The organism is Pseudomonas sp. Pse1 (assembly GCF_024519635.1).
Classification (GTDB): Bacteria; Pseudomonadota; Gammaproteobacteria; order Pseudomonadales; family Pseudomonadaceae; genus Aquipseudomonas.
The window spans coordinates 340860-367664 of the sequence record NZ_JALJRO010000004.1 but is presented as its reverse complement, the minus strand read 5'-3'; the positions used below and the strand labels follow the sequence as shown (position 1 = coordinate 367664).

The 26805-nt window shown below is 59.5% G+C and carries 25 protein-coding genes, 2 tRNA genes and 1 pseudogene; 19 read left to right on the top strand and 9 right to left on the bottom strand.

Translation table 11 applies throughout. From position 1 onward, the window contains the following. From NR126_RS09135 to NR126_RS09125, 3 genes and pseudogenes are all read left to right on the top strand, one after another. Positions 1–206: pseudogene (locus tag NR126_RS09135) on the top strand (amino acid ABC transporter permease); the annotation flags it as partial. 26 nt (positions 207–232) lie between these two features. Further along, positions 233–1351 carry a succinylglutamate desuccinylase/aspartoacylase family protein gene (locus NR126_RS09130; protein WP_027618988.1) on the top strand — a complete coding sequence of 373 codons (1119 nt, stop codon included), beginning with the start codon at positions 233–235 and terminating at the stop codon, positions 1349–1351. A 13-nt stretch (positions 1352–1364) separates the two neighbouring features. Then, complete coding sequence (locus tag NR126_RS09125; protein WP_105755424.1) at positions 1365–2129, top strand: ABC transporter ATP-binding protein; 765 nt, start codon at positions 1365–1367, stop codon at positions 2127–2129. A 54-nt stretch (positions 2130–2183) separates the two neighbouring features. Here the strand turns inward: NR126_RS09125 and NR126_RS09120 are convergent, their stop codons facing one another. The 3 genes from NR126_RS09120 to dcd all read right to left on the bottom strand — a co-directional run bounded on the left by NR126_RS09120 (position 2184) and on the right by dcd (position 3595). Beyond that, positions 2184–2561, bottom strand: a complete 378-nt coding sequence (locus NR126_RS09120; RefSeq protein WP_105755423.1) for a hypothetical protein — start codon at positions 2559–2561, stop codon at positions 2184–2186. A 150-nt stretch (positions 2562–2711) separates the two neighbouring features. Next, complete coding sequence (locus NR126_RS09115; RefSeq protein ID WP_027618990.1) at positions 2712–2921, bottom strand: hypothetical protein; 210 nt, start codon at positions 2919–2921, stop codon at positions 2712–2714. Between the two features lie 107 nt (positions 2922–3028). Beyond that, on the bottom strand, positions 3029–3595 hold the full coding sequence (gene dcd / locus NR126_RS09110; protein WP_027618991.1) for a dCTP deaminase: 567 nt from the start codon (positions 3593–3595) through the stop codon (positions 3029–3031). Positions 3596–3948: 353 nt separating this feature from the next. On the opposite strand from dcd, the gene NR126_RS09105 reads away from it, so the two are divergent. Next, positions 3949–4158 (top strand): cold-shock protein, encoded by a 210-nt coding sequence (locus tag NR126_RS09105; RefSeq protein WP_002554837.1) that lies wholly within the window; start codon positions 3949–3951, stop codon positions 4156–4158. 97 nt (positions 4159–4255) lie between these two features. Here NR126_RS09105 and NR126_RS09100 read toward each other — a convergent pair whose 3' ends face one another. Beyond that, positions 4256–5263, bottom strand: coding sequence for a DUF481 domain-containing protein (locus NR126_RS09100; protein ID WP_256830052.1), 1008 nt, complete (start codon positions 5261–5263; stop codon positions 4256–4258). A gap of 165 nt (positions 5264–5428) precedes the next feature. Here NR126_RS09100 and NR126_RS09095 point away from each other — a divergent pair, with 165 nt between their 5' ends. From NR126_RS09095 to NR126_RS09080, 4 genes are all read left to right on the top strand, one after another. Beyond that, complete coding sequence (locus tag NR126_RS09095) at positions 5429–5782, top strand: MGMT family protein (protein ID WP_027618993.1); 354 nt, start codon at positions 5429–5431, stop codon at positions 5780–5782. 43 nt (positions 5783–5825) lie between these two features. Further along, entirely contained in the window at positions 5826–7388 is a 1563-nt protein-coding gene (locus NR126_RS09090) for an AmpG family muropeptide MFS transporter (RefSeq protein ID WP_105755421.1), read from the top strand. A gap of 126 nt (positions 7389–7514) precedes the next feature. Beyond that, complete coding sequence (locus tag NR126_RS09085; protein WP_027618995.1) at positions 7515–9230, top strand: proline--tRNA ligase; 1716 nt, start codon at positions 7515–7517, stop codon at positions 9228–9230. Between the two features lie 17 nt (positions 9231–9247). Continuing rightward, positions 9248–10201: a hypothetical protein gene (locus tag NR126_RS09080; RefSeq protein WP_027618996.1), complete on the top strand. Its 954-nt coding sequence runs from the start codon at positions 9248–9250 to the stop codon at positions 10199–10201. A 45-nt stretch (positions 10202–10246) separates the two neighbouring features. Here the strand turns inward: NR126_RS09080 and dinB are convergent, their stop codons facing one another. Then, complete coding sequence (gene dinB, locus NR126_RS09075; protein ID WP_027618997.1) at positions 10247–11308, bottom strand: DNA polymerase IV; 1062 nt, start codon at positions 11306–11308, stop codon at positions 10247–10249. Positions 11309–11607: 299 nt separating this feature from the next. Between dinB and NR126_RS09070 the strand changes: the two genes are divergently transcribed. From NR126_RS09070 to NR126_RS09055, 4 genes are all read left to right on the top strand, one after another. Beyond that, a tRNA-Met gene (locus tag NR126_RS09070) sits at positions 11608–11684 on the top strand. Positions 11685–11878: 194 nt separating this feature from the next. Further along, positions 11879–11955 (top strand) — tRNA-Met (locus tag NR126_RS09065). A gap of 264 nt (positions 11956–12219) precedes the next feature. Continuing rightward, positions 12220–14862, top strand: a complete 2643-nt coding sequence (mprF, locus tag NR126_RS09060; protein WP_256830051.1) for a bifunctional lysylphosphatidylglycerol flippase/synthetase MprF — start codon at positions 12220–12222, stop codon at positions 14860–14862. After that, positions 14862–16157 (top strand): virulence factor family protein, encoded by a 1296-nt coding sequence (locus NR126_RS09055; protein ID WP_256830050.1) that lies wholly within the window; start codon positions 14862–14864, stop codon positions 16155–16157. Before mprF ends, NR126_RS09055 begins: the two co-directional genes overlap by 1 nt. A 267-nt stretch (positions 16158–16424) precedes the next feature. Here the strand turns inward: NR126_RS09055 and NR126_RS09050 are convergent, their stop codons facing one another. Further along, positions 16425–18326 carry a potassium transporter Kup gene (locus tag NR126_RS09050; RefSeq protein WP_256830049.1) on the bottom strand — a complete coding sequence of 634 codons (1902 nt, stop codon included), beginning with the start codon at positions 18324–18326 and terminating at the stop codon, positions 16425–16427. Between the two features lie 290 nt (positions 18327–18616). Here NR126_RS09050 and rimO point away from each other — a divergent pair, with 290 nt between their 5' ends. From rimO to tsaA, 6 genes are all read left to right on the top strand, one after another. Beyond that, positions 18617–19954 (top strand): 30S ribosomal protein S12 methylthiotransferase RimO, encoded by a 1338-nt coding sequence (rimO, locus tag NR126_RS09045; protein WP_027619001.1) that lies wholly within the window; start codon positions 18617–18619, stop codon positions 19952–19954. A 168-nt stretch (positions 19955–20122) separates the two neighbouring features. After that, the gene (locus NR126_RS09040; RefSeq protein ID WP_027619002.1) at positions 20123–20596 is read left to right on the top strand and encodes a GNAT family N-acetyltransferase; all 474 of its coding nucleotides are present in this window, start codon (positions 20123–20125) and stop codon (positions 20594–20596) included. 82 nt (positions 20597–20678) lie between these two features. After that, on the top strand, positions 20679–21389 hold the full coding sequence (locus NR126_RS09035; RefSeq protein WP_105755418.1) for an rRNA pseudouridine synthase: 711 nt from the start codon (positions 20679–20681) through the stop codon (positions 21387–21389). A 67-nt stretch (positions 21390–21456) separates the two neighbouring features. Next, positions 21457–21921, top strand: a complete 465-nt coding sequence (locus NR126_RS09030) for a DUF1456 family protein (protein ID WP_027619004.1) — start codon at positions 21457–21459, stop codon at positions 21919–21921. A gap of 135 nt (positions 21922–22056) precedes the next feature. Continuing rightward, on the top strand, positions 22057–22827 hold the full coding sequence (locus NR126_RS09025) for an SDR family oxidoreductase (RefSeq protein ID WP_027619005.1): 771 nt from the start codon (positions 22057–22059) through the stop codon (positions 22825–22827). Between the two features lie 150 nt (positions 22828–22977). Next, positions 22978–23676 carry a tRNA (N6-threonylcarbamoyladenosine(37)-N6)-methyltransferase TrmO gene (gene tsaA, locus NR126_RS09020; RefSeq protein ID WP_256830047.1) on the top strand — a complete coding sequence of 233 codons (699 nt, stop codon included), beginning with the start codon at positions 22978–22980 and terminating at the stop codon, positions 23674–23676. Between the two features lie 58 nt (positions 23677–23734). On the opposite strand, the gene fpr is transcribed toward tsaA, so the two are convergent. Next, positions 23735–24514 carry a ferredoxin-NADP reductase gene (fpr, locus tag NR126_RS09015; protein WP_003443014.1) on the bottom strand — a complete coding sequence of 260 codons (780 nt, stop codon included), beginning with the start codon at positions 24512–24514 and terminating at the stop codon, positions 23735–23737. A 138-nt stretch (positions 24515–24652) separates the two neighbouring features. On the opposite strand from fpr, the gene NR126_RS09010 reads away from it, so the two are divergent. Next, positions 24653–25579 (top strand): LysR family transcriptional regulator, encoded by a 927-nt coding sequence (locus NR126_RS09010; protein WP_027619007.1) that lies wholly within the window; start codon positions 24653–24655, stop codon positions 25577–25579. A 4-nt stretch (positions 25580–25583) separates the two neighbouring features. Here the strand turns inward: NR126_RS09010 and NR126_RS09005 are convergent, their stop codons facing one another. Further along, a complete protein-coding gene (locus NR126_RS09005; RefSeq protein WP_027619008.1) occupies positions 25584–25946 on the bottom strand; it encodes a diacylglycerol kinase in 363 nt (120 codons plus the stop codon). A gap of 75 nt (positions 25947–26021) precedes the next feature. Further along, complete coding sequence (gene erdR, locus NR126_RS09000; protein WP_027619009.1) at positions 26022–26672, bottom strand: response regulator transcription factor ErdR; 651 nt, start codon at positions 26670–26672, stop codon at positions 26022–26024. Positions 26673–26805 lie beyond the last annotated feature (133 nt).

Here is a 26805-nt window from a genome sequence, read left to right as displayed (position 1 = left end):
TGATGCTGCACTCGACCACCGTGGCGTTCACCGCGACCATCCCGGACATTCTCAAAGTGGCGCGTGATGCCAACTCGGCGACCTTCCTGACTTTCCAGTCGTTCGGCATTGCCGCATTGATTTACCTGACCGTCACCTTTGCCCTGGTCGGTCTGTTCCGACTGGCCGAACGCCGCTGGCTGGCGTTCCTCGGTCCGACTCACTAACTACCGGTTTCAGGACACCCACGCACATGCGCCACCAGATTCATGACCTGCTTGCCCCGCTGCCAGGCACCGCCCGGCAGATCCACAGCTTTCACTTCGCTCCGGCCCAGGCCAACGGCAAGATCTACATCCAGTCCTCCCTGCATGCCGACGAACTGCCCGGCATGCTGGTGGCCTGGCATCTCAAGCAACGCTTGGCCGAGCTTGAGGCCGCTGGCCGCTTGCGCAGTGAAATCGTGCTGGTGCCGGTGGCCAATCCGATCGGCCTGGAACAGGTGCTGATGGACGTGCCTCTGGGTCGCTACGAGCTGGAAAGCGGACAGAATTTCAATCGCTGGTTCGTCGACTTGAGCGAAGAAGTCGCTAACGAAATCGAGGGGCAACTCAGCGACGACCCGCAGCACAACCTGGTCCTGATTCGTCGCAGCCTGCGCCAGGCACTGGCACGGCATACGGCCAGTACGCAGTTGCAATCACAGCGCCTGACCTTGCAACGCCTGGCCTGCGACGCCGATATGGTGCTCGACCTGCATTGCGACTTCGAAGCCGTGACCCACCTGTACACCACCCCCGAGGCGTGGCCGCAGGTCGAACCTCTGGCGCGCTACATCGGTTCCAAAGCCAGCCTGCTTGCCACCGACTCCGGCGGTCAGTCGTTCGACGAATGTTTCACCCTGGTCTGGTGGCAATTGCAGGAGCGCTTCGGCGAGCATTTCAGTATTCCGCTGGGCAGTTTCTCGGTGACTGTCGAGTTGCGTGGCCAGGGGGACGTAAACCACGCATTGGCCAGCCACGACTGCCAGGCGCTGATCAATTACCTGATTGGCTTCGGCGCAATCGAAGGACAGCCCACGCCCCCGCCTGAACTGCCTTACCCAGCCACGCCACTGGCTGCGGTAGAACCGGTCGCCACACCGATTGGCGGCTTGCTGGTGTACCACGCGCGGCCGGGCGACTACCTGCAGGCCGGACAACTGATCGCCGAAATCATCGACCCGATCAGCGACCAGGTCACCCCGGTGCACTGCGCCAACGCCGGCCTGCTGTACGCCCGCTCGATCCGACGCATGGCCACTGCCGGCATGGTGATTGCCCATGTCGCCGGCCTTGAGGCTTACCGCACCGGCTACCTACTTTCGCCTTGAGGATGCTCGCTCCATGTACAAACTGACCATTGAAGGCCTGCACAAGTACTACGGCAGCCATGAAGTGCTGAAGGGTGTTTCGCTCAAGGCGAAAACCGGTGACGTGATCAGCCTGATCGGCGCCAGTGGTTCGGGCAAAAGTACTTTTTTGCGCTGCATCAACTTTCTCGAGCAGCCCAATGACGGCGCCATGAGCCTGGATGGCCAGGCCATCCGCATGATCAAGGACCACTCGGGCCTGCGCGTGGCCGACGAAGCCGAACTGCAACGAATTCGCACCCGCCTGGCCATGGTCTTCCAGCACTTCAACCTGTGGAGCCACATGACCGTGCTGGAAAATATCAGCATGGCTCCACGTCGAGTGCTGGGGGTGAGCAAAAAGGACGCCGAAGATCGCGCTCGCCGCTATCTGGACAAAGTCGGCCTCGCGGCGCGCGTGGCTGACCAATACCCCGCATTTCTTTCTGGCGGCCAACAGCAGCGTGTGGCAATCGCCCGCGCGCTGGCCATGGAGCCGGAAGTCATGCTGTTCGACGAACCGACTTCGGCCCTCGACCCGGAACTGGTGGGGGAAGTGCTCAAGGTGATTCAGGGGCTGGCGGAGGAAGGCCGGACGATGATCATGGTGACCCATGAAATGAGTTTCGCTCGCAAGGTATCGAATCAGGTGCTGTTTCTGCACCACGGACTGGTAGAGGAAGAAGGAACGCCTGAAGAGGTGTTGGGTAATCCGAAAAGTGAGCGCTTGAAACAGTTTCTCAGCGGCAACCTGAAGTAGCTGAGGTCTCGAATCCGCGGGAACAGTCCGGCTGTTCCCGCGCATCGCCCGTGGTTAGCCTGGAACGCTAAGCGTCAGTTGAAAGGCCCCGTTTTCCACTGCAACACCATCTGCATCGATGCCGCTGAACTCGCCCGTGAATTGCCCTTCAGCGTCGATCGTCAGCTTCAATGCACCCTGCGGATACAGTTCCGCCTCGGAGTTGTCCGTTACATGGACAATCGAGGGTAATCCGATTTGAAGTTGGTATTCACCCGTCACGATGTCTGCCGGGAGGTAGACATAGAACCCTTCGCGCTGATCGTTCACCGCTTCAATGCAGTGGACACCGCCCCGACTGAAGTAATTGAGACCTTCTTTCAGCCGAAACTCCAGGCGGTTTTCGGCGCTGCCGATATCCGCATGAAAAAAACCCGGTCGATTTGCACCCATTGGAAATTCCTTTTTCATTGACTGGCTGGATAACCGTTCGCCCCCGTCACAGCGGAACGCTGGGCGAGCAACCGCGCGATCAAATCACGGACCGGTCAGGCAAAGGTTTCAACGGCAGACACAGGTATTTCCAATAATGACTGTTAAATATTAGGCGACAGGCGCAGGAGGCGGTTCGTCCGGCAGAGTCGGCTCGCCTGGCTCGGTGGGTTGTTCGTTGGGGGTGTCGGGGTCAGGTTGACCGGGGATTCCGCCAGCCTGAAACATGGACGGATGAGCCAGCAACGACCAGGCCATGATGCCCACTTGGTTGGGCTCGAGCCTCGCGAGTTCGGCGCTGATTTTCGAATCAATTTTCATTGGGTACTCCTGGACATAGGCTGGATCCGCCTTGCGCGAATCACAGCAGTGCACTCAATAGAGTCTACGCCCGCCCAGGAATTCCCTCATTCGGTCAGACGACTGACTCAGGTGCGCGGCAGGGTCACGCCACGCTGGCCCTGGTACTTGCCACCGCGGTCCTTGTAGGACACTTCACACTGCTCGTCGGATTCGAAGAACAGCATCTGCGCCACGCCTTCGTTCGCATAGATCTTCGCCGGGAGGGTGGTGGTGTTGGAAAACTCCAGGGTCACGTGACCTTCCCACTCAGGTTCCAACGGCGTGACGTTGACGATAATGCCGCAGCGGGCATAGGTGCTCTTGCCCAGGCAAATCGTCAGTACATTGCGCGGAATACGGAAGAATTCGACGGTTCGGGCCAGGGCGAAAGAGTTCGGCGGAATGATGCAGACATCGCTCTTGACGTCGACAAAGCTCTTCTCGTCGAAATTCTTCGGATCGACTGTGGCCGAATTGATGTTGGTGAACACCTTGAATTCATCGGCGCAGCGCACGTCGTAGCCGTAGCTCGATACACCGAAAGAGATCAATCGATCAGCGCCTTCGCCACGCATCTGACGCTCCACGAAGGGCTCGATCATGCCGTGCTCTTGCGCCATGCGGCGAATCCACTTGTCCGATTTGATGCTCATGGCGGGTGTCCTGAATAGCGAGGTGGAAAAATTCTGTCCGGCATCTTACCGGGGCGCGCCGTCGGGTTCAAAGACCGGGGGCGGATAAATCACTGATCCTGGCGATATCCACTACCGTGCGTCATCCAGCTCACCGTCAGTCACGAAAACCGAGAAACCTTAGCAAAGACCATTGGCACGTTACGGAAAAAGGGTTAAGGTGGCGCCACTGTGCTGCTTGTGTCACTGAGAATCTCTACACGATATGTTGAATTTCGATCCAACCATCTACAAGAATTTTTCCTGCTCTTTGCACTCAGTCTCGGCCAGGGTTCTTCCTGAGTCGCAGTTATCTTTGTTCAAGGAGTTACACCATGTCTAATCGCCAAACCGGTACCGTTAAGTGGTTCAACGATGAAAAAGGCTTCGGCTTCATCACTCCACAATCCGGTGACGACCTGTTCGTTCACTTCAAAGCTATCCAATCCGACGGCTTCAAAAGCCTGAAAGAAGGCCAACAGGTTTCTTTCATCGCTACCCGCGGTCAGAAAGGCATGCAAGCTGAAGAAGTTCAAGTTATCTAACTTGTCCTGATTTAGTAAAAAGCCCCACCGTCAAACGTGGGGCTTTTTTGTGCCTGTGTGTTTTGTCCGGCGGGAGGCTTTCGCCCCCCCCTGCCCCTTACCAGGTAACGCCGAATCCTGCGGTATAGCGAGTCTTGCTGAAGTCTGCGTCCTCGGAACCGCTGACAATATCGCGTTCAGCCTTGAGATTGAGCGATGCCCAGTCCGTGACCTTGTAGCGCAAGCCCATTTCCGCATCGAGGGCGAAATCCGCCACACCCGAGAGCGGCTTACCTACCTCGCCATTGGTGAAGAACTCCACTGACTTACCCATCAGGTAACGGTTGTAGTCCCACTTCATCGCCAACGAATAGAAGTTGTCCTTGCCGCCATCCGCGTATTCATAGTCAGTGCGATTGAGCAGCGAACCCAGCGAGAACGCTCCCAACTCGTCATCCCAGAACTGATACCCCGGACCGGTACCGACGGTACGCTGGCGAGCCAGGTCCTCGACCTTGTCACGCTTGTAGGTCAAACGCCCCTGCCAGAACCACTGATCAGTGATAAACCGGTCCAGGGCATACTCAGCGCGCCAGTTATCGGTGGTGACTTCTTCGTCCTGGAACTCACGGTTGTATTCCCCTTCCGCGGTATGACGCCATTTGCCATGGCGGGCAGAGGTTTTGAAGTCGATGTCGTAGTCATCGGTGTCTTTTTCCGCCCGCTGGTAATCCAGGGCGATATCAACATTGCCTTTCCACACGAGGTCTTCGACCACTGGCTTGGGCTTGAGGATCTGCTGGATGCTCGCCAATTCCACGGTCTTCGGCGCCTCTCCATTGGCCAGCGTGACCTTGCCTTCATCGGCAGGCTGCAGGGCCTTGGCTTTTTCACCGATGTAAGCATCCTGCTTGACCAGCAGCTCCTGATCACTCTCCAGTGTCTTGACCTGCTTCCAGTCGATGGGAATCGCACCGGCGTACTCGGTCTGGATCAGCAATTTGCCGCCGTCAAACAGCTTGATCTTGCCGCTCAGGCGATCGCCATTCTTCAACCAGACGGTATCCCCGAATGCGGGAGTGCAGGCACTTATGACGGCAAGGCAGAGCAAGGTTCTAGACAACATAAGCAAAGAAGGGACTCAAGTTTGCGAAAAAAAAGCGGCATTATCCCCATGGAGAACGCCTGAGCAAGCACTGACCGAGGTATTCGTAATGAGTTCATTTATCATTGACTCGACGGCGCACCACCTTATTAACGGTACTGCGCCCTTAAGCAAGGAAACCCGGACGTGAGCGAGAACGAGCCCGAACCCCAGGACCCGGCACAAATCCGCCGAACGGCACTCTACCTGACCCTGGCCCAAGTGCCGGAGGGCAAGGTGGTGAGTTATGGCCAACTGGCCGAAATGGCCGGCCTGGGCCGCGCAGCGCGCTGGGTCGGGCGCACGCTGAGCCAACTGCCCGGCGACAGCACCTTACCCTGGCACCGCGTGCTCGGTGCCGGTGGGCGCATCAGCCTGCCCGTGGGCACTCCTTCAGGCGACGAACAACGGGCACGCTTGCGCCTGGAAGGCATCAGTATCCTGAACAATCGTGTTGATATTCAGCGTCATGGCTGGCGCCCGGTAGAGCACAGCGGTTAGAGTGCGCGCTTTGTTTCCGTAATTTTGAGGCAGACTCCAGCCCATGCCCCGTAAAACCTGGCGCGCCGCGCTCGCCGCATATGCCAGCCCCTCGACGCTTGTGCTGTTGTTGCTGGGTTTCGCCGCCGGCCTGCCGTACATGCTGGTGTTTTCAACTCTTTCCGTCTGGTTACGTGAGGCCGGTGTGGCCCGCGAAACCATTGGTTATGCCAGCCTGATCGGCCTGGCCTATGCATTCAAATGGGTATGGTCACCCCTGCTCGACCAATGGCGCCTGCCGTTACTTGGCAAACTCGGTCGACGACGCTCATGGCTGGTACTCTCCCAGGGCCTGGTGATTCTCGGTCTGGTCGGCATGGGATTCTGCGATCCGCAAAAACATCTGTCGTGGCTGATTGCGATTGCCGTCGTGGTGGCCTTTGCCTCGGCCACCCAGGATATCGCCGTCGACGCCTACCGCCTGGAAATCGCCGACGACACCCGCCAGGCGGCGCTGGCCGCCAGCTACATGTCCGGCTACCGGGTCGCGGCTCTGCTGGCAACTGCAGGCGCGCTGTTCTTCGCCGAGGGCTTCGGTTCCACCGGTTTCAACTACCAGCACTCGGCATGGACCGGCACCTACGCGCTGTTCGGCCTGTTGATGGTTCCGGCGCTGCTGACCAGTTTTTTCATGCGCGAGCCGCCAGTGCCCCTGCGCACTCAACTGTCTGCCGGACGCTACAGCTTTGTGCATCAACTGGCGTCGGTGTTCGTGCTGATCGTGCTGCTGGTGTCACTGCCGGCGATGTTCACCCAGCTCTATAACACCGACTTCGCCAGCGTCCTGTTCGGCGATGCCAGCCCCCTCGACCTGCTGCTGGAAGACCGCGCCTTCCTGCGCGCGATTCTCTATGTAACCTTGACTGCCATGTGCCTGTCCGCCATGGGCCGTCGCGGCCTGGCACCGGTCCTGACGCCGGTCAACGACTTTGTCATGCGTTACCGCTGGCAGGCGCTGCTGCTGCTCGGCCTGATCGCCACCTACCGCATGTCCGACACGGTCATGGGCGTCATGGCCAACGTGTTCTACATCGACCTGGGCTTTACCAAGGACCAGATTGCCGGGGTCAGCAAGATCTTCGGCCTGATCATGACTCTGGTTGGCGCTGGCATGGGCGGCCTGCTGATCGTGCGCTTTGGCATCCTGCCGATTCTGTTTATCGGTGGCGCCGCCTCCGCCGCGACCAATATCCTGTTCGTGATGCTCGCCGACATGGGCGCCAACCTGCAGATGCTGATCGTCACCATTTCCCTGGACAACTTCAGTTCCGGCCTGGCGACTTCAGCGTTCGTGGCCTACCTGTCGAGCCTGACCAACCTGAAGTTTTCCGCTACTCAATACGCCCTGCTCAGCTCGATCATGCTCCTGCTGCCGCGCCTTATCGGCGGTTACACCGGGGTCATGGTGGAAAAATTCGGCTACCACAATTTCTTCATCATCACCGCCTTCCTCGGCGTACCGACGCTGATCCTGATCGCCATTCACTGGTACCAGGAAAGCCGTCGCGAAGGCCCGACGCCCACGCCTGAACCCGTGGCGAGCGGCAAGGCCATCGAAGAATCCTGAAGCACCCCGGGCGCAGGGCATTGCCTGCCCCGGACCACTGCGCCAGCCACACGCCTGTACGTCAGCGGCTCTCGCCGGTACACTGCTCCGTCATTTCTAGTCATCAGCAACCGACAACGGCCTACCATGCGCACCAGTCAATTTTTGCTCGCCACACAGAAAGAAACGCCTTCCGACGCGGTTGTCGTCAGCCATCAGCTGATGCTGCGTGCCGGCATGATCCGCAAACTCGCCTCGGGCCTGTACACCTGGCTGCCCATGGGCTTGCGAGTGATGCGCAAGGTGGAAGCCGTCGTTCGCGAAGAAATGAACGCCGCCGGCTCGCTTGAAGTGTTGATGCCGAGCACTCAACCGGCTGAGCTGTGGCAGGAATCCGGACGCTGGGAAGAATACGGCCCTGAACTGCTGCGTTTCAAAGACCGCCATGGTCGCGACTTCTGCGCGGGCCCGACTCACGAAGAAGTGATCACCGACCTGATGCGCAACGAGTTGAGCAGCTACAAACAGCTGCCGATCAACCTGTATCAGATCCAGACCAAATTCCGTGACGAAATCCGCCCACGTTTCGGCTTGATGCGTGGCCGCGAATTCATCATGAAGGACGCCTACTCCTTCCACGCCGATCAGGCATCGCTTCAGGTCACTTACGACCGCATGCATGAAGCCTATTGCAACGTGTTCTCGCGCCTGGGCCTGAAATACCGCCCAGTGGAAGCGGACAACGGCTCCATTGGCGGCGCTGGCTCCCACGAGTTCCACGTCCTGGCCGAGTCTGGTGAAGACGACATCGTCTTCAGCAACGGCTCCGACTACGCAGCGAACATCGAGAAAGCCGAAGCCGTACCACGGGAAACGTCGCGCCCTGCGCCGGCCGAAGAGCTGCGCCTGGTCGATACCCCAGACACCAAGACCATTGCCGCGCTGGTGGAAAAATTCAATCTGCCGATTGAAAAGACCATCAAGACCCTGATCGTCCACGCCGAAGAGCCAGGCAAGTTGATTGCCCTGATCATTCGTGGCGACCACGAACTCAACGAAATCAAGGCCGCCCAGCAGCCTGGCGTTGCCAGCCCGCTGGTCATGGCCTCGGATGCCGAACTGCGTGACGCCATCGGTGCCGGCGCCGGCTCCCTCGGCCCGCTGAACCTGCCACTGCCGATCATCATCGACCGCTCGGTCGAGCTGATGAGCGACTTTGGTATCGGCGCCAACATCGACGACAAGCACTACTTTGGCGTCAACTGGGAACGCGACCTGCCGGTTCCAACCGTGGCCGACCTGCGAAATGTCGTCGCCGGCGATCCAAGCCCGGACGGCAAGGGCACCCTGGAAATCAAGCGCGGCATCGAAGTCGGGCACATCTTCCAGCTGGGCAACAAGTACAGCAAGGCGATGAAGTGCGAAGTACTGGGCGAGAACGGCAAGCCAGTGACCCTGGAAATGGGTTGCTACGGCATCGGCGTGTCCCGCGTAGTGGCTGCTGCCATCGAGCAGAACAACGACGAGAAAGGGATCATCTGGAGCGACACCCTCGCACCTTTCCAGATTGCCCTGGTGCCATTGCGCTACGAAACCGAACTGGTACGCGAAGCCACCGACAAGCTGTACGCAGAACTGACTGCCGCCGGCTTCGAAGTGTTGCTGGATGACCGCGACAAGAAAACCAGCCCGGGCATCAAGTTCGCGGACATGGAGCTGATTGGCATTCCGCACCGGATCGTGGTCAGCGACCGCGGCCTTGCCGATGGCAACCTGGAGTACAAGAGCCGTACCGAGGCCGAGCCGCAAGCGCTGCCGGTCGCTGAGGTACTGTCGTTCCTGCAGGCTCGTATCCGCCGCTGAAACCAGATAGAGACGTCATGTTCAAGCGAAACACCTTAAACCTCGGTGGTGCCGCCCTGTGCGGCACCCTGTTGCTCAGCGGCTGTGCCAACCACATGTCACAACGCAGCGAACACGAGGAGCGCATCGAGCGCAAACTGCTCGATCACAGCCTGCAGATCGATGTCGGTGAGCCTAAGGTGCTTGAGCTGCCGCAACGCCGGGTACGGATTCACGAACAGAAGACCTTTGAGGTCACCGAGTTCGAAGTCACCCGCCGCTACGATCGCTACACGCCGTACCAACCCTGGCGGGAGGTCTACGAGATCCCGCTGGGCGCGGTTGCCGTCGTGGCCGGGGTCGGTGCCAATGTGGTCAACGTATTTGCCCTCGGCAACCTGCCGGACAGCGTCACCAAGGACTGGATCAGCTACGGCTTTGCCGGGCTCAACCCGTTCATGAACGTGCAGTCCCATGGTCGCGCGCAACAGAACCTGGCGGGCATCGATGAAGTCGAGCGTGACAAGCGCACGGAATACTCGAGCCTGCCCTGGAGCGAGCGTCCGGTCGAAGTCAAGACCGGTAAGCAGACCTTCGAGCTGACCACAGATCGTAATGGTGTGTTACGCCTGAACCTGCTCGACAGCCCGTTTTCCGAGCATGACCTGAGCCGCCTCAGCAAATTGCAGATCAGCGTTGCCGACGCCCAGGACGACGTTCACGTTGACTCGTCCCTGGCCATCAGCAGCGGCCTGCGCGGCAAGTTGCTGGAAGCCCACGAACTGATCTACGACGACCTCGAAGATGACGAAGTGAGCCAATGGGTGCATCGGGTCAAGCGCCTGTCGGAGCTGGGCCTGGAGGAAGAAGCCAGCGAACTGGAACAGAGCCTGATCGAATTGACCCGCAACGATCCCGAGTTGCAGAGTGAATTCCTCAAGTCGCTGACCAGGGATGCCGGACGCCTGGTGGCGGACCCTGGCGTCAATTGAGTCTCTGAAACCTCGTGCCTGCGGGCGCGAGGCCTTGCCGCCCGACTAACGGCTGAACAGATCCAACTGTTCAAACCCGCCGCGCAAATCCTGCAAGCGCACCCCAATCCCCAGCAATCGCACTGGCTTGCCGCCCCGATTGAACGCCTGCGTCAGCAACAGTTGATAGCTGCCCAGATCCCGACCCGCCCCGGCCTGCTCAAGTGTGGTCTGGGTAAAGTCATGGAATTTCACTTTGACGAAGGGTTTCCCCGGACGATAACTGCTGTCGATACGCGCCATGCGACCGTTCAGAGTCTCCAGTAGCTCGGGCAGCTTATCGAGGCAACTGACCAAATCGGGCAGATCGACATCGTAGGTATTCTCCACACTGATTGATTGACGTCGGCTGTCGTTTTGTACCTGCCGCTCATCTATCCCACGGGCCAGGCCCCATAAACGCTCGCCGAAGCTGCCGAATTCGCGCACCAACGCCAACTTGCTCCAGTCGCGCAGTTGCAAACAATCGGCAATTCCCAGCCGTGACAGTTTGTCCGCCGTGACCTTGCCCACACCGTGTAGCTTGCTGACGGGCAAATGCGAGACGAAATCTTCGACCTGATCCGGCGTGATCACGTACAAACCATTGGGTTTCTTCCAGTCACTGGCGATCTTCGCCAGGAATTTGTTAGGCGCCACGCCCGCCGAGACGGTGATGTGCAACTGATTGGAGACCCGGCGTCGGATATCCTGGGCAATACGCGTGGCGCTGCCGTTGAAATGACTGCTTTCTGACACATCAAGGTAAGCCTCATCCAGCGACAACGGCTCGATGAGATCGGTGTAGTCGCGAAAGATCCCCTGGATTTCCTTTGACGCTTCACGATAAGCGTCCATCCGCGGCTTGACGATTACCAGGTCCGGGCACAGCTTAAGCGCGTGACGCGATGACATAGCCGACCGCACGCCATAAGCTCTCGCCTCATAGTTGCAGGTTGCAATCACCCCACGCCGGTCCGCCGACCCGCCCACCGCCAGTGGTTTGCTGGCGAGCGTCGGATCGTCACGCATCTCGATGGCGGCATAAAAACAGTCACAGTCGACGTGGATGATTTTGCGTTGCGTCATATAAGGCGGTGTTCGATGAAGGAAAAAGGACTTTCAACCGTCGGACTGTCAGTATCTCACTCACACCTGTATATAGCACCAGTGCTTTTCAGGTTTCTACAAAGCGCCTGAATGACCTGTCTTGAAATTTATTTTATTAATCGGGATTTCACCTTCGATAGAGCTGAAAGCCTTACGTGGCAAGCCCTGCAGCCCTGATGGTGATCCACGATAGAGTGCTAACTGATTGAACAGGAACAGATTTTTCGCAATAAGCAGTTGACACTCACGCTTTCCTCTGTAGAATGCCGACACACAGACGCGGGATGGAGCAGTCTGGTAGCTCGTCGGGCTCATAACCCGAAGGTCGTCGGTTCAAATCCGGCTCCCGCAACCAAACATCAAAAAGGCTACTCGAAAGAGTGGCCTTTTTTGTGCGCGCGTATTTTTTACAACCAAATGAAATCTCGTTAAACATCCGCGACTTAGCTCAACGGTGAGGGTCGCGATGAGGAATGCAGGTTAATTTGAACTAATGTTCGATTAACGGTTGACACCCTCGCGATCCTCTGTAGAATGCCGCCTCACAGACGCGGGATGGAGCAGTCTGGTAGCTCGTCGGGCTCATAACCCGAAGGTCGTCGGTTCAAATCCGGCTCCCGCAACCAAACATCAAAAAAGGCTACTCGAAAGAGTGGCCTTTTTTGTATCCGTAGAAAAATCCTTTCGTAACAAAGGCCTGGCATGGTGCTGCGTAGCTTCGCCACCCTCCCCGATTCTTCAGATCAGGCTATGCTCCCTCAAGACTTGATTGCGCCATGACGCACAACGCTCAATGATAAGCGTCCGTACTTGTAACTATTTTTTTCTACAGGGATTGGTAACTTGGCTGGATACCCCCATCCTGTCGCGCACAATCCAAGAGGTGATTGATGCGCGCCAACTCGTCTGATTCACAAGACACCGCTACAGCGAACCAACCGATCACAGCCACTCGCCTGCACTGGCTGGATCTGCTCAGCAAATACCGCCAGCCCATTGGCCTGGCCGTCACCCTGCTGCTGTTCGCCATCGCTCTGATCGCTTGTCGCCATCTCTTGAGCGAGCTGGACCTGTACGCCCTCCACGACTCGATCCTCGAAGTGCCGCAACCGGCATTGCTGGGAGCGTTGGTTGCGACCATCGTCGGCTTCATCATCCTGCTCGGCTATGAGTGGTCGGCCTCGCGCTATGCCAACGCCAACCTGCCACCGCGCAGCCTGATGCTCGGCGGGTTCACCGCCTTTGCCATCGGCAATGCCATAGGCCTGTCCCTGCTATCCGGTGGATCGGTACGCTACCGTCTATATGCACGACACGGACTGGGGGCTTCGGAAGTTGCCCACATGACACTGTTTGCCAGCCTTTCGCTGGGGTGCGCCCTGCCCCCGCTGGCAGCACTGGCGACTTTGAGCAACCTGCCCGCTGCATCAGCCGCCCTGCATTTATCTGAAGCGCTACTGGGAGGCATTGCAATTGCCGTGCTCCTGCTCTGCGCGGCACTGGCTATCGGCGTCTATCGTCGGCGCCTGCCCGAGCAACCGTATGCGGACAACCTGCTGGTGCGTGTCGGTCGCCGCACCCTGCGCCTGCCAGGACGTCGGCTGACATTCCTGCAACTGATCATCACCGCTCTGGATGTCGCGGCCGCGGCCACCGTGCTCTATCTACTACTGCCCGAGGCGCCGCCGTTCGGTGCGTTCCTGCTGGTCTATCTGTTGGCCCTGGCGGCGGGCGTGCTCAGTCATGTGCCAGGCGGTGTCGGGGTCTTCGAAGCGATTTTGCTCGCAGCCTTCGCTGACAAACTCGGCGCAGCGCCGCTGGCCGCTGCGCTGCTGCTGTATCGCCTGATCTATGTGATCCTGCCGATGCTGGTGGCCTGCATACTGCTGCTGATCAATGAAGCCCAGCGTCTGTTCAACACTCGGGAATCGCTGCGGACCGCTTCCGGCCTAGCGGCTCCGGTATTGGCCGTGCTGGTGTTTCTGTCTGGCGTGGTATTGCTGTTCTCTGGCGCGACACCGGAGATCGACACTCGCCTGGAGCACATCGGCTTTCTGATCCCACATCGACTGATCGACGCCTCGCACTTCGGCGCCAGCTTGATTGGGGTGCTGTGCCTATTGCTGGCCCAGGGTCTGCGGCGACGCCTGTCGGCGGCCTGGATCCTGACGACTGTACTGCTACTGACCGGCGCCCTACTTTCACTGCTCAAGGGTTTCGATTGGGAAGAAGCCAGCCTGCTGATCCTCACCGCCAGCCTGTTGGCAATCTTCCGTAGCTCGTTCTACCGCCCGAGCCGTTTGACCGAGCTGCCGTTTTCGCCGCTGTACCTGGTCGCCAGTGTCTGCGTCCTCGCCGCCTCGATTTGGCTGCTGCTGTTCGCCTATCAGGATGTGCCCTACAGCCATCAGCTGTGGTGGCAGTTCACCCTGGATTCCGACGCACCACGAGGCTTGCGCTCGCTGCTCGGGGCCGCGGTACTGCTGGTGGTGGTGTCACTGACCTGGCTGCTGCGCACGGCACGTCCCGCCATTGATCTGCCGGATGCGACCGACCTGGAAAAAGCCCGAAAGATTCTCATGGCTTCGGCGCAACCCGACGGCGGCCTGGCCCTGACCGGTGACAAGGCGCTGTTGTTTCATCCCAACGATGACGCCTTTCTGATGTATGCGCGTCGTGGACGCAGCCTCGTCGCCCTGTACGACCCGATCGGCCAGCCGCAGCATCGCGCGGAAATGATCTGGCAGTTCCGCGACCTCTGCGATCTGCACCATGCACGACCGGTGTTTTATCAGGTGCGTGCCGAGAACCTGCCCTACTACATGGACATCGGCCTGACCGCCATCAAGCTCGGCGAAGAAGCCCGCGTCGACCTGGTGCGCTTCGACCTCGAAGCCAAGGGCAAGGAGATGAAAGACCTGCGCTACACCTGGAACCGTGGCACCCGCGATGGCCTGTCGCTGGAGATCCATGAGCCCGGCCAGGCGCCGATGGATGAGCTGAAAGTCATTTCCGATGCCTGGCTCACAGGGAAGAACGTTCGCGAGAAAGGCTTCTCCCTCGGTCGCTTCAGCGATGACTACCTGAAGCATTTCCGCATCGCGATCATTCGTTTCGAAGGACGCCCAGTGGCCTTCGCCAACCTGCTCGAGACCTACAGCCATGACCTGGCCAGCCTCGACCTGATGCGCGCGCACCCGGACGCCCCCAAGTTGACCATGGAATTCATGATGGTCGGCCTGATTCAGCATTATAAGAACCATGGTTACGCACGTTTCAGTCTGGGCATGGTGCCACTGTCGGGTTTGCAACCCCGTCGCGGCGCCCCGTTGACCCAGCGCCTCGGCTCGATGGTGTTTCGCCGGGGTGAGCAGCTCTACAACTTCCAGGGGCTGCGTCGCTTCAAGGATAAATTCCAGCCTGACTGGGAACCCCGTTATATGGCCGTGCCCGCCGGACTGGATCCGCTGGTGGCACTGGCCGACACCGCCGCCTTGATCGCAGGCGGCTTGACTGGATTGGTGAAACGCTGATGATTCAACGCACCTGGCGGTATGTATTGGCCACTCTGGTGGCACTGGCTGTGATCCTCGGTGGTGGCTATTGGTACTGGAACCGTCCGGCGCCGCAGCCCACCCTGGAACTGCTGACCCCCACCGACGGCGCGCCCATGACCCGCGTCGTTCCGGGCACCAAGGCACGCGCCCAAGTGGTGGTGGCGGTCAACGAAGAACAGAAACTCAGCGACACCCAACTGCTGACCCTCAGCCGTGCCGGCTCGGCGCAGATCGTCCAGGTGATTCTGCCCAAGGACTGCATGCTGCAAGGCCGTGCCCTGCAATCAGCACTCCGGCAGTTGCAAGGCCCGGCGACCCTGGTCAGCGGCATTGGTCCGGGCGCGGTACTGGCCTGGCGCTGGCTGGCCGAACAGAAAGACGACAAATCCCAGGCAGTCTCGGTCGACCTCGCCCTGGAAAAACCCGGCTGTACCCACCTGCTGCCTAAAAACGCCGCCCACGGCCACTGGCTGGTGGCCTGGAACGACAATCCGGACGACACCAGCGCCGGCTTCGTACGCGACCAGACCAATGCCGAAACCAGCATCAGCGACTATGACATCAACCTGCCGCAGGTCTTGAATAACGAACTGCGCAAGATCCTTGTCGGAGCCGACAAGGGCAATGGCGGGCTGAACATTCCAGTGGTCGAAGTGCCCGCCGGCCAAGCCAAGGATACTGTCACCCTGTTCCTCTCCGGTGACGGCGGCTGGCGCGACCTGGACCGCGACGTCGCCGGCGAGATGGCCAAGATTGGCTACCCTGTGGTGGGCATCGACACCCTGCGCTACTACTGGCAACACAAAAGCCCCGAGCAGAGCGCCATCGATCTGGCTGAATTGATGCAGCACTACCGGCAGAAATGGGGCACCAAGCGCTTCATCCTGACCGGCTACTCGTTCGGTGCCGATGTCCTGCCAGCCATCTACAACCGCCTGGCGGAGTCGGAGCAGCAACGCGTCGACGCAATTATCCTGCTGGCCTTCGCCCGCACCGGCAGTTTTGAGATCGAAGTCGAAGGCTGGCTCGGCAACGCCGGCAAGGAAGCCGCCACTGGCCCGGAAATGGCCAAGCTGCCTGCCGCCAAAGTGGTGTGCATCTACGGCGAAGAAGAGGCCGATGAAAGCGGCTGCACCGACAAGACAGCCGTCGGCGAAGCCATGAAGCTGCCAGGCGGCCACCACTTCGACGAAAACTATCCGGCCCTGGCCCAGCGGCTGGTGGACATCATCGTCAAGCGCCAGGCTGCGGCGAAGGTGGCTGAAGAGTGAGTTGAATTGCCTGTACGGAAAAGCCCTCGTTACCGGTGAGTAACGGGGGCTTTTTTATGGTTAAGCGCCTGGGCATATCAAGATTCAATTTTGCCAGCGTTGCAATGCAATATCGGATGACGCCCTACGACCTTGTAGGCACACTCCGATTCTCGTTCGTGGGCACTTTGCCGCCTGGGAACCGAGCACACCGTCTGAATGATCGAGGCGTGACCTTGGCGTGCCCTATGGGAGTGGAAGCCCGGCCGCTCCCATAGGAAACCTGCCCTACATCTCCACCTGCGTCCCCAACTCAATCACCCGATTCAGCGGCAGATTGAAAAATCGCAAATTGCCATTGGCATTCTTCAACATGAACGCGAACAGCGCCTCACGCCAACGCGCCATACCTTCGAGCTTCGAAGCGATCACTGTCTCGCGACTCAGGAAGTAAGTGGTGCGCATCGGACTGAAGTCCAGTTCGGCGAGGTGGCACAGTTTCAGGGCTTGCGGCACGTCAGGCTCATCGGTGAAGCCGAAATGCAGGATCACCCGGAAGAACCCTTCGCCGTAGGAATCAACCTCGAAACGTCGGCTTGGCGGTACTCGCGGGATGTCTTCATACACCACAGTCAACAGCACCACCTGCTCGTGCAACACCTGGTTATGCAGCAGGTTGTGCAACAGCGCATGGGGCACTGCGTCCGGGCGCGCGCTGAGAAACACCGCGGTGCCTTGCACCCGGTGAGGGGGCTGGACGGCGATACTACTGATGAAAATCGGCAGCGGCAGCCCCCCCTCGTCGATACGCTCGATCAGCAACTGCTTACCACGCTTCCAGGTGGTCATCAGCACAAACAGGGCCAGGCCAGCGATCACCGGGAAGGCCCCGCCCTGGAAGATTTTCGGCACGTTAGCAGCGAAGTACAGACCATCCACCAACAGGAAGCCAACCAGTACCGGGACCGCAAGAATCGGTGGCCACTTCCACAGCAGCAGCATCACCGCCGACACCAGGATGGTGGTCATCAGCATGGTGCCGGTCACCGCCACGCCATAGGCCGAAGCCAGGGCACCGGACGACTCGAAACCGAGCACCAGCAGGATCACGCCGACCATCAGCGACCAGTTCACCGCGCCGATGTAGATCTGTCCCTGTTCAGCGCTGGAGGTGTGCTGAATGTGCATGCGCGGGATGTAGCCCAACTGGATCGCCTGGCGGGTCAGGGAGAATGCTCCGGAGATGACCGCCTGGGAGGCAATCACTGTTGCCAGGGTCGACAGGCCGACCAGCGGCAGCAAGGCCCATTCCGGCGCCAACAGGTAGAACGGGTTGCGCGCCGCCTGCGGGTCGCCCAATAGCAATGCGCCCTGGCCAAAATAATTCAGCACCAGCGCCGGCAGCACCAGGATGAACCAGGCGCGAGCGATTGGTTTGCGGCCGAAGTGGCCCATGTCGGCGTACAGCGCTTCGGCTCCGGTCAACGCCAGCACCACCGCGCCGAGAATCGCTACCCCCATGCCCGGGTGCACGATGAAAAAGCGCACGGCCCACATCGGGTTTATCGCATGTAACACTTCAGGGTACTGGAGGATGCCGTAGACCCCCAGCGCACCCAGGACAACAAACCAGGTCACCATGATCGGACCGAACAGGATGCCGATTCGCGCGGTGCCATGGCTCTGAATCAGAAACAGCGCCACCAGCACCACCAGCGACAGCGGCACCACCCAATGGTCGATGCCATCAAAGGCCAGGCCCAGCCCCTCGATCGCCGAAAGTACGGAAATCGCCGGGGTGATCATGCTGTCGCCATAAAACAGCGCGGCACCGATCAAGCCACAAACCACCAGCAGCGTGCGCAGCCGCGGATGCCCGGCCGCCGCACTGCGAGCCAGCGCAGTCAGGGCCATGATTCCGCCTTCGCCCTGGTTATCGGCGCGCAGGACAAACATCATGTACTTGATCGACACCACCCAGATCAGTGACCAGAAGATCAGCGCCAGAATCCCCAGCACACCGTCGTGGGTGACCGGTACGCCATAACCGCCGGAAAACACTTCCTTGAGGGTGTACAGCGGGCTCGTGCCGATATCGCCATAGACCACACCCACCGCCGCCACCAGCATGCCGATCGGCTTGACGGCCGAATGCTCGGCGCCCGTTGCCTGACTACTTGCCTGACCCATCCACCACCCCTACTACCCAGACCGGACCGCTTCGCGAGAAGCCCTATACTTTGACGTGCAGCATGCGCTGTTTTACTTGTTGTTACAGACGTTTCATTGACTCAAAAAAATCACTGAGGCCTAACGGCGCGAAGCATAGCGCAGCACTCGTCGTATTTCCCTGCATAAAGCTGGTCAAGTGCGTCGACCATCGCTAGAATTGCGCACTTTTTGATCAGAGGCGCGCCAAGCGTCCGTCTGTCGCCTTGCCCACCTGCGGCTGGAGGCGTCACCAAACACCGAGGTTAGACATGTCCACCACTCCTGCGTCGGCCAACCCCAAGGTTGGCTTCGTCTCTCTGGGTTGCCCAAAAGCCTTGGTCGACTCCGAGCGCATCCTCACCCAACTGCGTATGGAAGGCTATGACGTCGTGTCCACCTATCAGGACGCGGATGTCGTGGTGGTCAACACCTGCGGCTTCATCGACTCGGCCAAGGCCGAATCGCTGGAAGTGATCGGTGAAGCGATCAAGGAAAACGGCAAGGTCATCGTGACCGGCTGCATGGGCGTCGAGGAAGGCAACATCCGTGACGTGCACCCAAGCGTGCTGGCCGTCACCGGTCCGCAGCAGTACGAGCAAGTGGTCAACGCCGTGCACGAAGTCGTGCCGCCACGCCAGGACCACAATCCGCTGATCGACCTGGTGCCGCCGCAAGGCATCAAGCTGACCCCGCGCCACTACGCCTACCTGAAGATTTCCGAAGGCTGCAACCACAGCTGCAGCTTCTGCATCATCCCATCGATGCGCGGCAAGCTGGTGAGCCGTCCGGTCGGTGACGTGCTCGATGAAGCCCAGCGCCTGGTCAAATCCGGCGTCAAAGAGCTGCTGGTGATCTCCCAGGACACCAGCGCCTACGGCGTCGACGTGAAATACCGCACCGGCTTCTGGAACGGCGCGCCGGTGAAAACCCGCATGACCGAACTCTGTGAAGCGCTGAGCACCCTCGGCGTCTGGGTCCGTCTGCACTACGTCTACCCGTACCCGCACGTTGACGAACTGATCCCGCTGATGGCCGCCGGCAAGATCCTGCCGTACCTGGACATCCCGTTCCAGCACGCCAGCCCGAAAGTGCTGAAGTCGATGAAACGCCCCGCGTTCGAAGACAAGACCCTGGCGCGGATCAAGAACTGGCGCGAAATCTGCCCGGACCTGATCATTCGCTCGACGTTCATCGTCGGCTTCCCCGGCGAAACCGAAGAAGACTTCCAGTACCTGCTGGACTGGCTGACCGAAGCCCAGCTCGACCGCGTCGGCTGCTTCCAGTACTCGCCCGTCGAAGGCGCACCGGCCAATGACCTGAACCTGGACATCGTCCCGGACGACGTCAAGCAGGAGCGTTGGGAGCGCTTCATGGCTCACCAGCAGGCAATCAGCTCGGCGCGCCTGCAAATGCGCATCGGCCGTGAAATCGAAGTACTGGTGGACGAAGTCGACGAGCAAGGCGCTGTAGGCCGCTGCTTCTTCGATGCCCCGGAAATCGACGGCAACGTGTTCATCGATAACGGCAGCAACCTCAAGCCAGGCGACAAAGTCTGGTGCAAGGTCACCGACGCCGATGAGTACGACCTCTGGGCCGAACAGATCTAACCAGCACAAGCCCCTGCGGGAGCAGGCCGGGCGGCGCTCCGCTGCTCGCGAATTGCGCTGAAGCCGAAAAGCCCCGGTCATTTCAAAATGATGCGGGGCTTTTTTACAGCTATCGTTTTCTACAGCCAATGGATTTGATCTCACGGACAGCAAAAGGAACAGGTGGGCATGCGCCATCATTCGGTCATCCATACACCGAAACACAGTGACTACGAAGAACTGACCCAGGTCTGGGAAGCGTCGGTGCGCGCTACTCACAACTTTTTGCCAGACAGCTACATCGAACTGCTGAAAAACCTGGTGCTGACGCGCTACCTGGACGCCGTGATGCTGATCTGCACTCGCGACCGGCAACATCGCATCACCGGGTTCGCTGGCGTGGCGGCGGGCAAGATCGAGATGCTGTTCATCGCCCCGCAGCATCGCGGCGAGGGCTTGGGTAAACAGTTGCTGCACTACGCCATGCAACATTTGAATGCCGATGAGCTGGACGTCAATGAGCAAAATCCTCAGGCCCTGGGCTTCTATTTCAAGCAGGGCTTCGAAGTCATCGGACGCTCGGAAGTCGATGGTATGGGCCAGCCTTATCCTTTGCTGCACATGCGTTTGAAACAGCCCCACCAACAGGTCGGGCGCGGCTAAAAGCCACACAAGACAAATCGCCCCGCGATTAACCGGCGCGGGGCAGGTACAATGTCTCCCCCCTTTTTGTTACGGCCCTGTCATGACTGACCCGATTCGTCTTTCCAAACGCCTCATCGAGCTTGTCGGCTGCTCCCGTCGGGAGGCTGAGCTGTTCATTGAAGGCGGCTGGGTGACCGTCGACGGTGAAGTGATTGATGAGCCGCAGTTCAAGGTCGGCGAGCAGAAAGTCGCGCTCGACCCCGAGGCCAAGGCCACGGTGCCGGAGCCCGTGACCCTGCTGCTGCACGCGCCAGCCGGCATCGATGTCGAGAATGCCCAGCAATTGCTGAGCCCCGACACCCTGAGCGAAGAACACCGCTTCAGCAAACGCCCGCTCAAGGGTCACTTCCTGCGCCTGAGCGCCAGTGCCGACCTGCAGGCCAACGCCAGCGGTCTGCTGGTGTTCACTCAGGACTGGAAAGTCCTGCGCAAACTGACGGCTGACGCCAGCAAGATCGAACAGGAGTACGTGGTCGAAGTCGAAGGCGAAATGGTCGCCCACGGCCTCAACCGCCTGAACCACGGCCTGAGCTACAAAGGCAAGGAACTGCCGGCGGTCAAGGCCAGCTGGCAGAACGAAAACCGCCTGCGCTTCGCGATGAAGAACCCGCAACCCGGGATCATCGCCCTGCTCTGCCAGGCAGTCGGCCTCAAGGTCGTTGCCATCCGCCGCATCCGTATCGGCGGAGTTTCCATTGGCAAGGTTCCGGCAGGACAATGGCGTTACCTGTCCGCCAAAGAGAAATTCTGAGGCCGCCACCCATTTCGGCGTAGCCGGCACCGGCAACGCCCACCGCTGAATGATCAGGACTGCACACATGATTCACAACGACGTACTGCGCAGCGTGCGCTACATGCTCGATATCAGCGACAACAAGGTCGTCGAGATCATCAAGCTCGGCGGCATGGATGTCACTAAAGACGACCTCGTGACCTACCTCAAGAAGGACGAGGAAGAAGGCTTTGTGTTCTGCCCCGACGAGGTCATGGCGCACTTTCTCGACGGTCTGGTGATCTTCAAGCGCGGCAAGGACGAAAGCCGTCCGCCGCAGCCAATCGAAACGCCGGTGACCAACAACATCATTCTGAAGAAGCTGCGGGTTGCTTTCGAACTGAAGGAAGACGACATGCACGCGATCCTCAAGGCGGCCGACTTCCCAGTCTCCAAGCCAGAACTGAGCGCGCTGTTCCGCAAGTTCGGCCACACCAACTACCGCCCGTGCGGCGACCAGTTGCTGCGTAACTTCCTTAAAGGCTTGACCCTGCGCGTCCGCCCACAGTAATCCCCTCGCCGTCCCCGGGCTGCACATGCCGCTTGGGGCCTGGCCTTATGGCCAGCCATTACGCAAAAAAATAGTGGCTCCGCATCGGGCGACTGACGGCTAGGGTGTAATGACCCTCAGCCCCCAGGATTCGCCATGCATCCCTATTTCTCACTGCAAGGCCGCACCGCCCTGATCACCGGCGGCACCCGCGGTATAGGCAAAATGATCGCCAAAGCCTTCGTCGAAGCCGGCGCGACCGTATACGTCTGCGCCCGCGATGCCGAGGCCTGCCAACAGACCGCCGACGAGTTAAGCACCCTGGGCCGCTGCCATGCCGTGGCCGCCAACCTCGCCAGCGAAGAAGGCGTGGCCCAACTGGTCGAGCGCCTGGACAAACAACTGAGCCACCTGGACATTCTGGTCAACAACGCGGGCACCACCTGGGGGGCGCCGCTGGAGAGCTATCCAGTCAAGGGATGGGAAAAGGTCATGCAGTTGAATGTGACGGCGGTCTTCACCTGTATCCAGCAATTCCTGCCGCTGCTGCGCAAAGCCGGCTCGGCTGCCAACCCGGCGCGCATTATCAACATCGGTTCAGTCGCCGGGATTTCATCGTTCGGCGAACAGGCCTACGCCTACGGTCCGAGCAAGGCGGCCCTGCACCAACTGTCGCGGATCCTCGCCCGCGAACTGGTCAGCCAGCACATCAACGTCAATGTGATTGCTCCGGGGCGTTTTCCGAGCAAAATGACCCAGCATATCGGCAACGACGAGCATGCCCTGGCCGAGGACACGGCGCTGATCCCGATGAAACGCTGGGGCCGCGAAGAAGAAATGGCCGCCCTGGCGATCAGCTTGGCGAGCACCGCCGGGGCCTACATGACCGGGAACATCATCCCGCTGGATGGTGGGTTCAGTCTCTAGATCGGGACGCGCTCATCGCGAGCAGGCTGGCTCCCAAAGGGGCCTGCGCTGCGCAGGAGAGCCAATGTGGGAGCGAGCCTGCTCGCGATGGCGGCTTGACTGACTCACACGGGTTATCATGCCCACCCAATCTGGCCTTTCGACCCCATCATGACCTACAGCGTTTCCCCCATCGGCTTCGTGCGCTCCTGCTTCAAGGAGAAGTTCGCCATCCCACGCCAGCCCCAACTGGCCCCGGCCGCGCGGGGCATTCTGGAGTTGGTCGCCCCCTTTGACCAGGGTGACGCGGTGCAGGGCCTGGAACAGGTCAGTCATGTCTGGCTGCTGTTCCTGTTTCACCAGGCGCTGGAAGACAAACCACGGCTCAAGGTCCGCCCGCCGCGCCTAGGGGGCAACAAGTCCATGGGCGTGTTTGCTACCCGCGCCACCCACCGCCCGAATGGCATCGGCCAGTCAGTGGTCAAGCTGGACAAAGTCGAAGCCAATCGCCTGTGGATTTCCGGCATCGATCTGCTGGACGGCACCCCGATCATCGACATCAAGCCCTATGTGCCCTATGCCGACGTAATCCCCGAGGCCGCCAACCACATCGCCAGCGCCGCGCCGCAGTTGATCGCCGTGCAGTGGACGGACAGCGCGCTGGAGCAGGCTCATAGTCACGCACAGCGCCTCGACGAGCCTCTGGCGGCCCTGATCGAGCAATGCTTGGCACAAGACCCACGTCCGGCGTACCAGACGCCTACAGCGGAAAGGGAATATGGTGCGCAATTCTGGGATCTGGACGTACGCTGGCACTATCCCTCGCCAGAACTGATCCGGGTGCTGGAAGTCATTCCGGCAAAAGCCTGACCCCTGAAACGACTGTGGGAGCCAATTGGCTCCCACAGGTCCTACCATCATCAGTCGATTACTTCTCGACGAATGCCCGCTCGATCAGGTAATCGCCTGGCTCACGCATACGCGGCGAAACCTTCAGACCGAAGCTATTCAGCACTTCGCTGGTCTCATCGAGCATGCTCGGGCTGCCGCACAGCATGGCGCGGTCGTCCTGCGGGTTGATCGGCGGCAGGCCGATGTCGCTGAACAGTTTGCCGCTGCGCATCAGGTCGGTCAGGCGGCCTTCGTTCTCGAACGGCTCGCGGGTAACGGTTGGGTAGTAGATCAGCTTGTCACGCAGGGCCTCGCCGAAGAACTCGTTCTGCGGCAGGTGCTCGGTGATGAATTCGCGGTAGGCGACTTCGTTGACGTAGCGTACGCCGTGGCACAGGATCACTTTTTCGAAACGCTCGTAGGTTTCCGGATCCTGGATCACGCTCATAAATGGCGCCAGGCCAGTACCGGTGCTGAGCAGGTACAGATGTTTGCCGGGCTTGAGGTCGTCCAGCACCAGCGTGCCCGTAGGCTTCTTGCTGATGATGATCTCGTCACCTTCCTTCAGGTGCTGCAACTGGGAAGTCAGCGGACCGTCGGGCACCTTGATGCTGAAGAACTCCAGATGCTCTTCCCAGTTCGGGCTGGCAATCGAGTAAGCGCGCATAAGCGGGCGGCCGTTGGGCTGTTGCAGGCCGATCATCACGAACTGGCCGTTCTCGAAGCGCAGGCCCGGGTCACGGGTGCACTTGAAGCTGAACAGAGTGTCATTCCAGTGATGGACACTGAGGACACGCTCGTGGTTCATGTTGCTCATGTACGGGGAACTCCTGGAGATTTATCTGCACATGCTCTGCGAAAAATGAGCGGCCGTGCGCAATTGCATCGCATTCTAATGGCAGCCACAATATCTGTTAACTGAATTATTAAGATAAGGGTTATCGGTTATATCGATATGCGATTTACTTTACGTCAACTGCAAGTCTTCGTCGCCGTCGCCCAACAAGAGAGCGTGTCGCGGGCTGCCGGCCTGCTCAATCTCTCGCAGTCGGCCGCCAGCACCTCCATCACCGAACTCGAGCGCCAATCGAGCTGCCAATTGTTCGATCGGGCGGGCAAGCGTCTGAGCCTCAATGCCCTGGGTAAACAACTGCTGCCTCAAGCTGTAGCCCTGCTGGACCAGGCCAAGGAAATCGAAGACCTGCTCAACGGCAAGTCCGGATTTGGCTCACTGGCGGTCGGTGCGACGCTGACCATCGGTAATTACCTGGCGACCCTGTTGATCGGCAGCTTCATGCAGCGCCATCCAGAGAGTCAGGTGAAGCTGCACGTACAGAACACAGCCAATATTGTGCATCAGGTCGCGCACTATGAAATTGATCTGGGTCTAATTGAGGGCGATTGTAACCACCCGGATATCGAAGTGCAGAGTTGGGTCGAGGATGAACTGGTGGTGTTCTGCGCCCCCCAGCATCCGCTGGCGGCACGCGGCCATGCGAGCATGGAGGAACTGGCTCACGAAGCCTGGATTCTTCGCGAACAGGGCTCGGGTACGCGCCTGACCTTTGATCAGGCCATGCGCCATCACCGTAGCGCCCTGAATATCCGACTGGAGCTCGAACATACCGAAGCCATCAAGCGCGCCGTGGAGTCAGGCTTGGGGATTGGCTGCATTTCCCGACTGGCCCTGCGCGATGCATTCCGCAGAGGCAGCCTGGTAGCTGTCGAAACGCCAGATCTGGACCTGGCGCGACAGTTCTACTTCATTTGGCACAAACAGAAGTACCAGACTTCGGCCATGCGCGAGTTCCTCGAACTGTGCCGCGCTTTCACCGCCGGGGTGCAGCGCAGCGACGAGATCGTCCTGCCGACCATTGCCTGAACGATCAGATCAGAATGACCGCCCACACCAGCGCAATCATGCTCAATGCCACGAACTGAGCGGCGCTGCCCATGTCCTTGGCGTTTTTCGACAAGGGATGCAGGTCCAGGGAAATTCGGTCAATGGCCGCCTCCACCGCAGAGTTGAGCAACTCCACAATCAACGCCAGCAGGCAGACGGCAATCAACACCGCCTGCTCGACCCGACTGACATTGAGGATGAACGTCAGCGGAATCAGGATGACGTTGAGCAAGACCAATTGACGAAAAGCCGCCTCGCCGGTGAAGGCAGCACGCAGGCCGTCCAAGGAATAGCCGGAAGCGTTGAGGATGCGTTTGAAACCGGTTTGACCTTTGAAAGGTGACATAGAGTAAGCAACTGAACAAAAAGGAGTAGGAAAGCTAGATCAACAAGAGTCAAAAAAGCGTGAATGCAATACCCGTTACTGCGGTGAAATTGACTCAAGTTGTTGCAGGAGCAATGCGGCCTGGGTTCGAGTGCGAACCCCCAACTTGCGAAAGATTGCCGTCACATGAGCTTTGATGGTGGCCTCGGAAACACTCAGCTCGTAGGCGATCTGCTTATTCAGCAACCCTTCACAGACCATGGTCAGCACACGGAATTGCTGAGGTGTCAGACTCGCCAACCCTTCACTGGCAGCCTTGGCCTCTGGTGAGACCGAGACCGCTTCGAACGCCTGCGGCGGCCAGAACACTTCACCGTCAAGCACGGTACGCACTGCCTGCTGAATGACTTCCAGAGAACTGGATTTGGGAATGAAACCACTGGCCCCGAACTCGCGGGATTTGACCATGATCGAGGCTTCCTCCTGCGCCGAGACCATCACCACCGGAATCTGCGGATACTGACCGCGCAGCAGGACCAGCCCGGAAAACCCGTATGCGCCGGGCATATTCAGATCCAGCAGGACCAGATCCCAATCGGCTTTTTCCGTCAATCGGGTTTCCAGTTCCGCAATGCTTGCCACTTCCACCAGGCGCACGTCGGGGCCCAGCCCCAGGGTCACGGCCTGACGCAGCGCACTGCGGAAAAGGGGATGGTCATCGGCAATCAGGATGTCGTATGTGGCCATTTTTCAAATGATCCTGTTTTTATGGCAGACCTAATGCATTCAGGCCTCACCAAAACACTCAAGGTAGCACCAGCAAGCACTACCAACAGGGTACGTTCAACGCCAAGAGCCCAGAAAACCGGCGTTTCAATCT

What these genes read in the sequence shown, in the direction of transcription:
- NR126_RS09040 (WP_027619002.1), top strand. Translation starts at nt 20,123, where the DNA reads ATGCGCCATCATTCGGTCATCCATACACCGAAACACAGTGACTACGAA.
- rimO (WP_027619001.1), top strand. Translation starts at nt 18,617, where the DNA reads ATGTCCACCACTCCTGCGTCGGCCAACCCCAAGGTTGGCTTCGTCTCT.
- fpr (WP_003443014.1), bottom strand. Translation starts at nt 24,514, where the DNA reads ATGAGCAACATGAACCACGAGCGTGTCCTCAGTGTCCATCACTGGAAT.
- dinB (WP_027618997.1), bottom strand. Translation starts at nt 11,308, where the DNA reads ATGACGCAACGCAAAATCATCCACGTCGACTGTGACTGTTTTTATGCC.
- NR126_RS09085 (WP_027618995.1), top strand. Translation starts at nt 7,515, where the DNA reads ATGCGCACCAGTCAATTTTTGCTCGCCACACAGAAAGAAACGCCTTCC.
- dcd (WP_027618991.1), bottom strand. Translation starts at nt 3,595, where the DNA reads ATGAGCATCAAATCGGACAAGTGGATTCGCCGCATGGCGCAAGAGCAC.
- NR126_RS09125 (WP_105755424.1), top strand. Translation starts at nt 1,365, where the DNA reads ATGTACAAACTGACCATTGAAGGCCTGCACAAGTACTACGGCAGCCAT.
- NR126_RS09105 (WP_002554837.1), top strand. Translation starts at nt 3,949, where the DNA reads ATGTCTAATCGCCAAACCGGTACCGTTAAGTGGTTCAACGATGAAAAA.
- NR126_RS09080 (WP_027618996.1), top strand. Translation starts at nt 9,248, where the DNA reads ATGTTCAAGCGAAACACCTTAAACCTCGGTGGTGCCGCCCTGTGCGGC.
- mprF (WP_256830051.1), top strand. Translation starts at nt 12,220, where the DNA reads ATGCGCGCCAACTCGTCTGATTCACAAGACACCGCTACAGCGAACCAA.
- erdR (WP_027619009.1), bottom strand. Translation starts at nt 26,672, where the DNA reads ATGGCCACATACGACATCCTGATTGCCGATGACCATCCCCTTTTCCGC.
- NR126_RS09035 (WP_105755418.1), top strand. Translation starts at nt 20,679, where the DNA reads ATGACTGACCCGATTCGTCTTTCCAAACGCCTCATCGAGCTTGTCGGC.
- NR126_RS09115 (WP_027618990.1), bottom strand. Translation starts at nt 2,921, where the DNA reads ATGAAAATTGATTCGAAAATCAGCGCCGAACTCGCGAGGCTCGAGCCC.
- NR126_RS09010 (WP_027619007.1), top strand. Translation starts at nt 24,653, where the DNA reads ATGCGATTTACTTTACGTCAACTGCAAGTCTTCGTCGCCGTCGCCCAA.
- NR126_RS09130 (WP_027618988.1), top strand. Translation starts at nt 233, where the DNA reads ATGCGCCACCAGATTCATGACCTGCTTGCCCCGCTGCCAGGCACCGCC.
- NR126_RS09030 (WP_027619004.1), top strand. Translation starts at nt 21,457, where the DNA reads ATGATTCACAACGACGTACTGCGCAGCGTGCGCTACATGCTCGATATC.
- NR126_RS09025 (WP_027619005.1), top strand. Translation starts at nt 22,057, where the DNA reads ATGCATCCCTATTTCTCACTGCAAGGCCGCACCGCCCTGATCACCGGC.
- NR126_RS09120 (WP_105755423.1), bottom strand. Translation starts at nt 2,561, where the DNA reads ATGGGTGCAAATCGACCGGGTTTTTTTCATGCGGATATCGGCAGCGCC.
- NR126_RS09050 (WP_256830049.1), bottom strand. Translation starts at nt 18,326, where the DNA reads ATGGGTCAGGCAAGTAGTCAGGCAACGGGCGCCGAGCATTCGGCCGTC.
- tsaA (WP_256830047.1), top strand. Translation starts at nt 22,978, where the DNA reads ATGACCTACAGCGTTTCCCCCATCGGCTTCGTGCGCTCCTGCTTCAAG.
- NR126_RS09005 (WP_027619008.1), bottom strand. Translation starts at nt 25,946, where the DNA reads ATGTCACCTTTCAAAGGTCAAACCGGTTTCAAACGCATCCTCAACGCT.
- NR126_RS09100 (WP_256830052.1), bottom strand. Translation starts at nt 5,263, where the DNA reads ATGTTGTCTAGAACCTTGCTCTGCCTTGCCGTCATAAGTGCCTGCACT.
- NR126_RS09055 (WP_256830050.1), top strand. Translation starts at nt 14,862, where the DNA reads ATGATTCAACGCACCTGGCGGTATGTATTGGCCACTCTGGTGGCACTG.
- NR126_RS09090 (WP_105755421.1), top strand. Translation starts at nt 5,826, where the DNA reads ATGCCCCGTAAAACCTGGCGCGCCGCGCTCGCCGCATATGCCAGCCCC.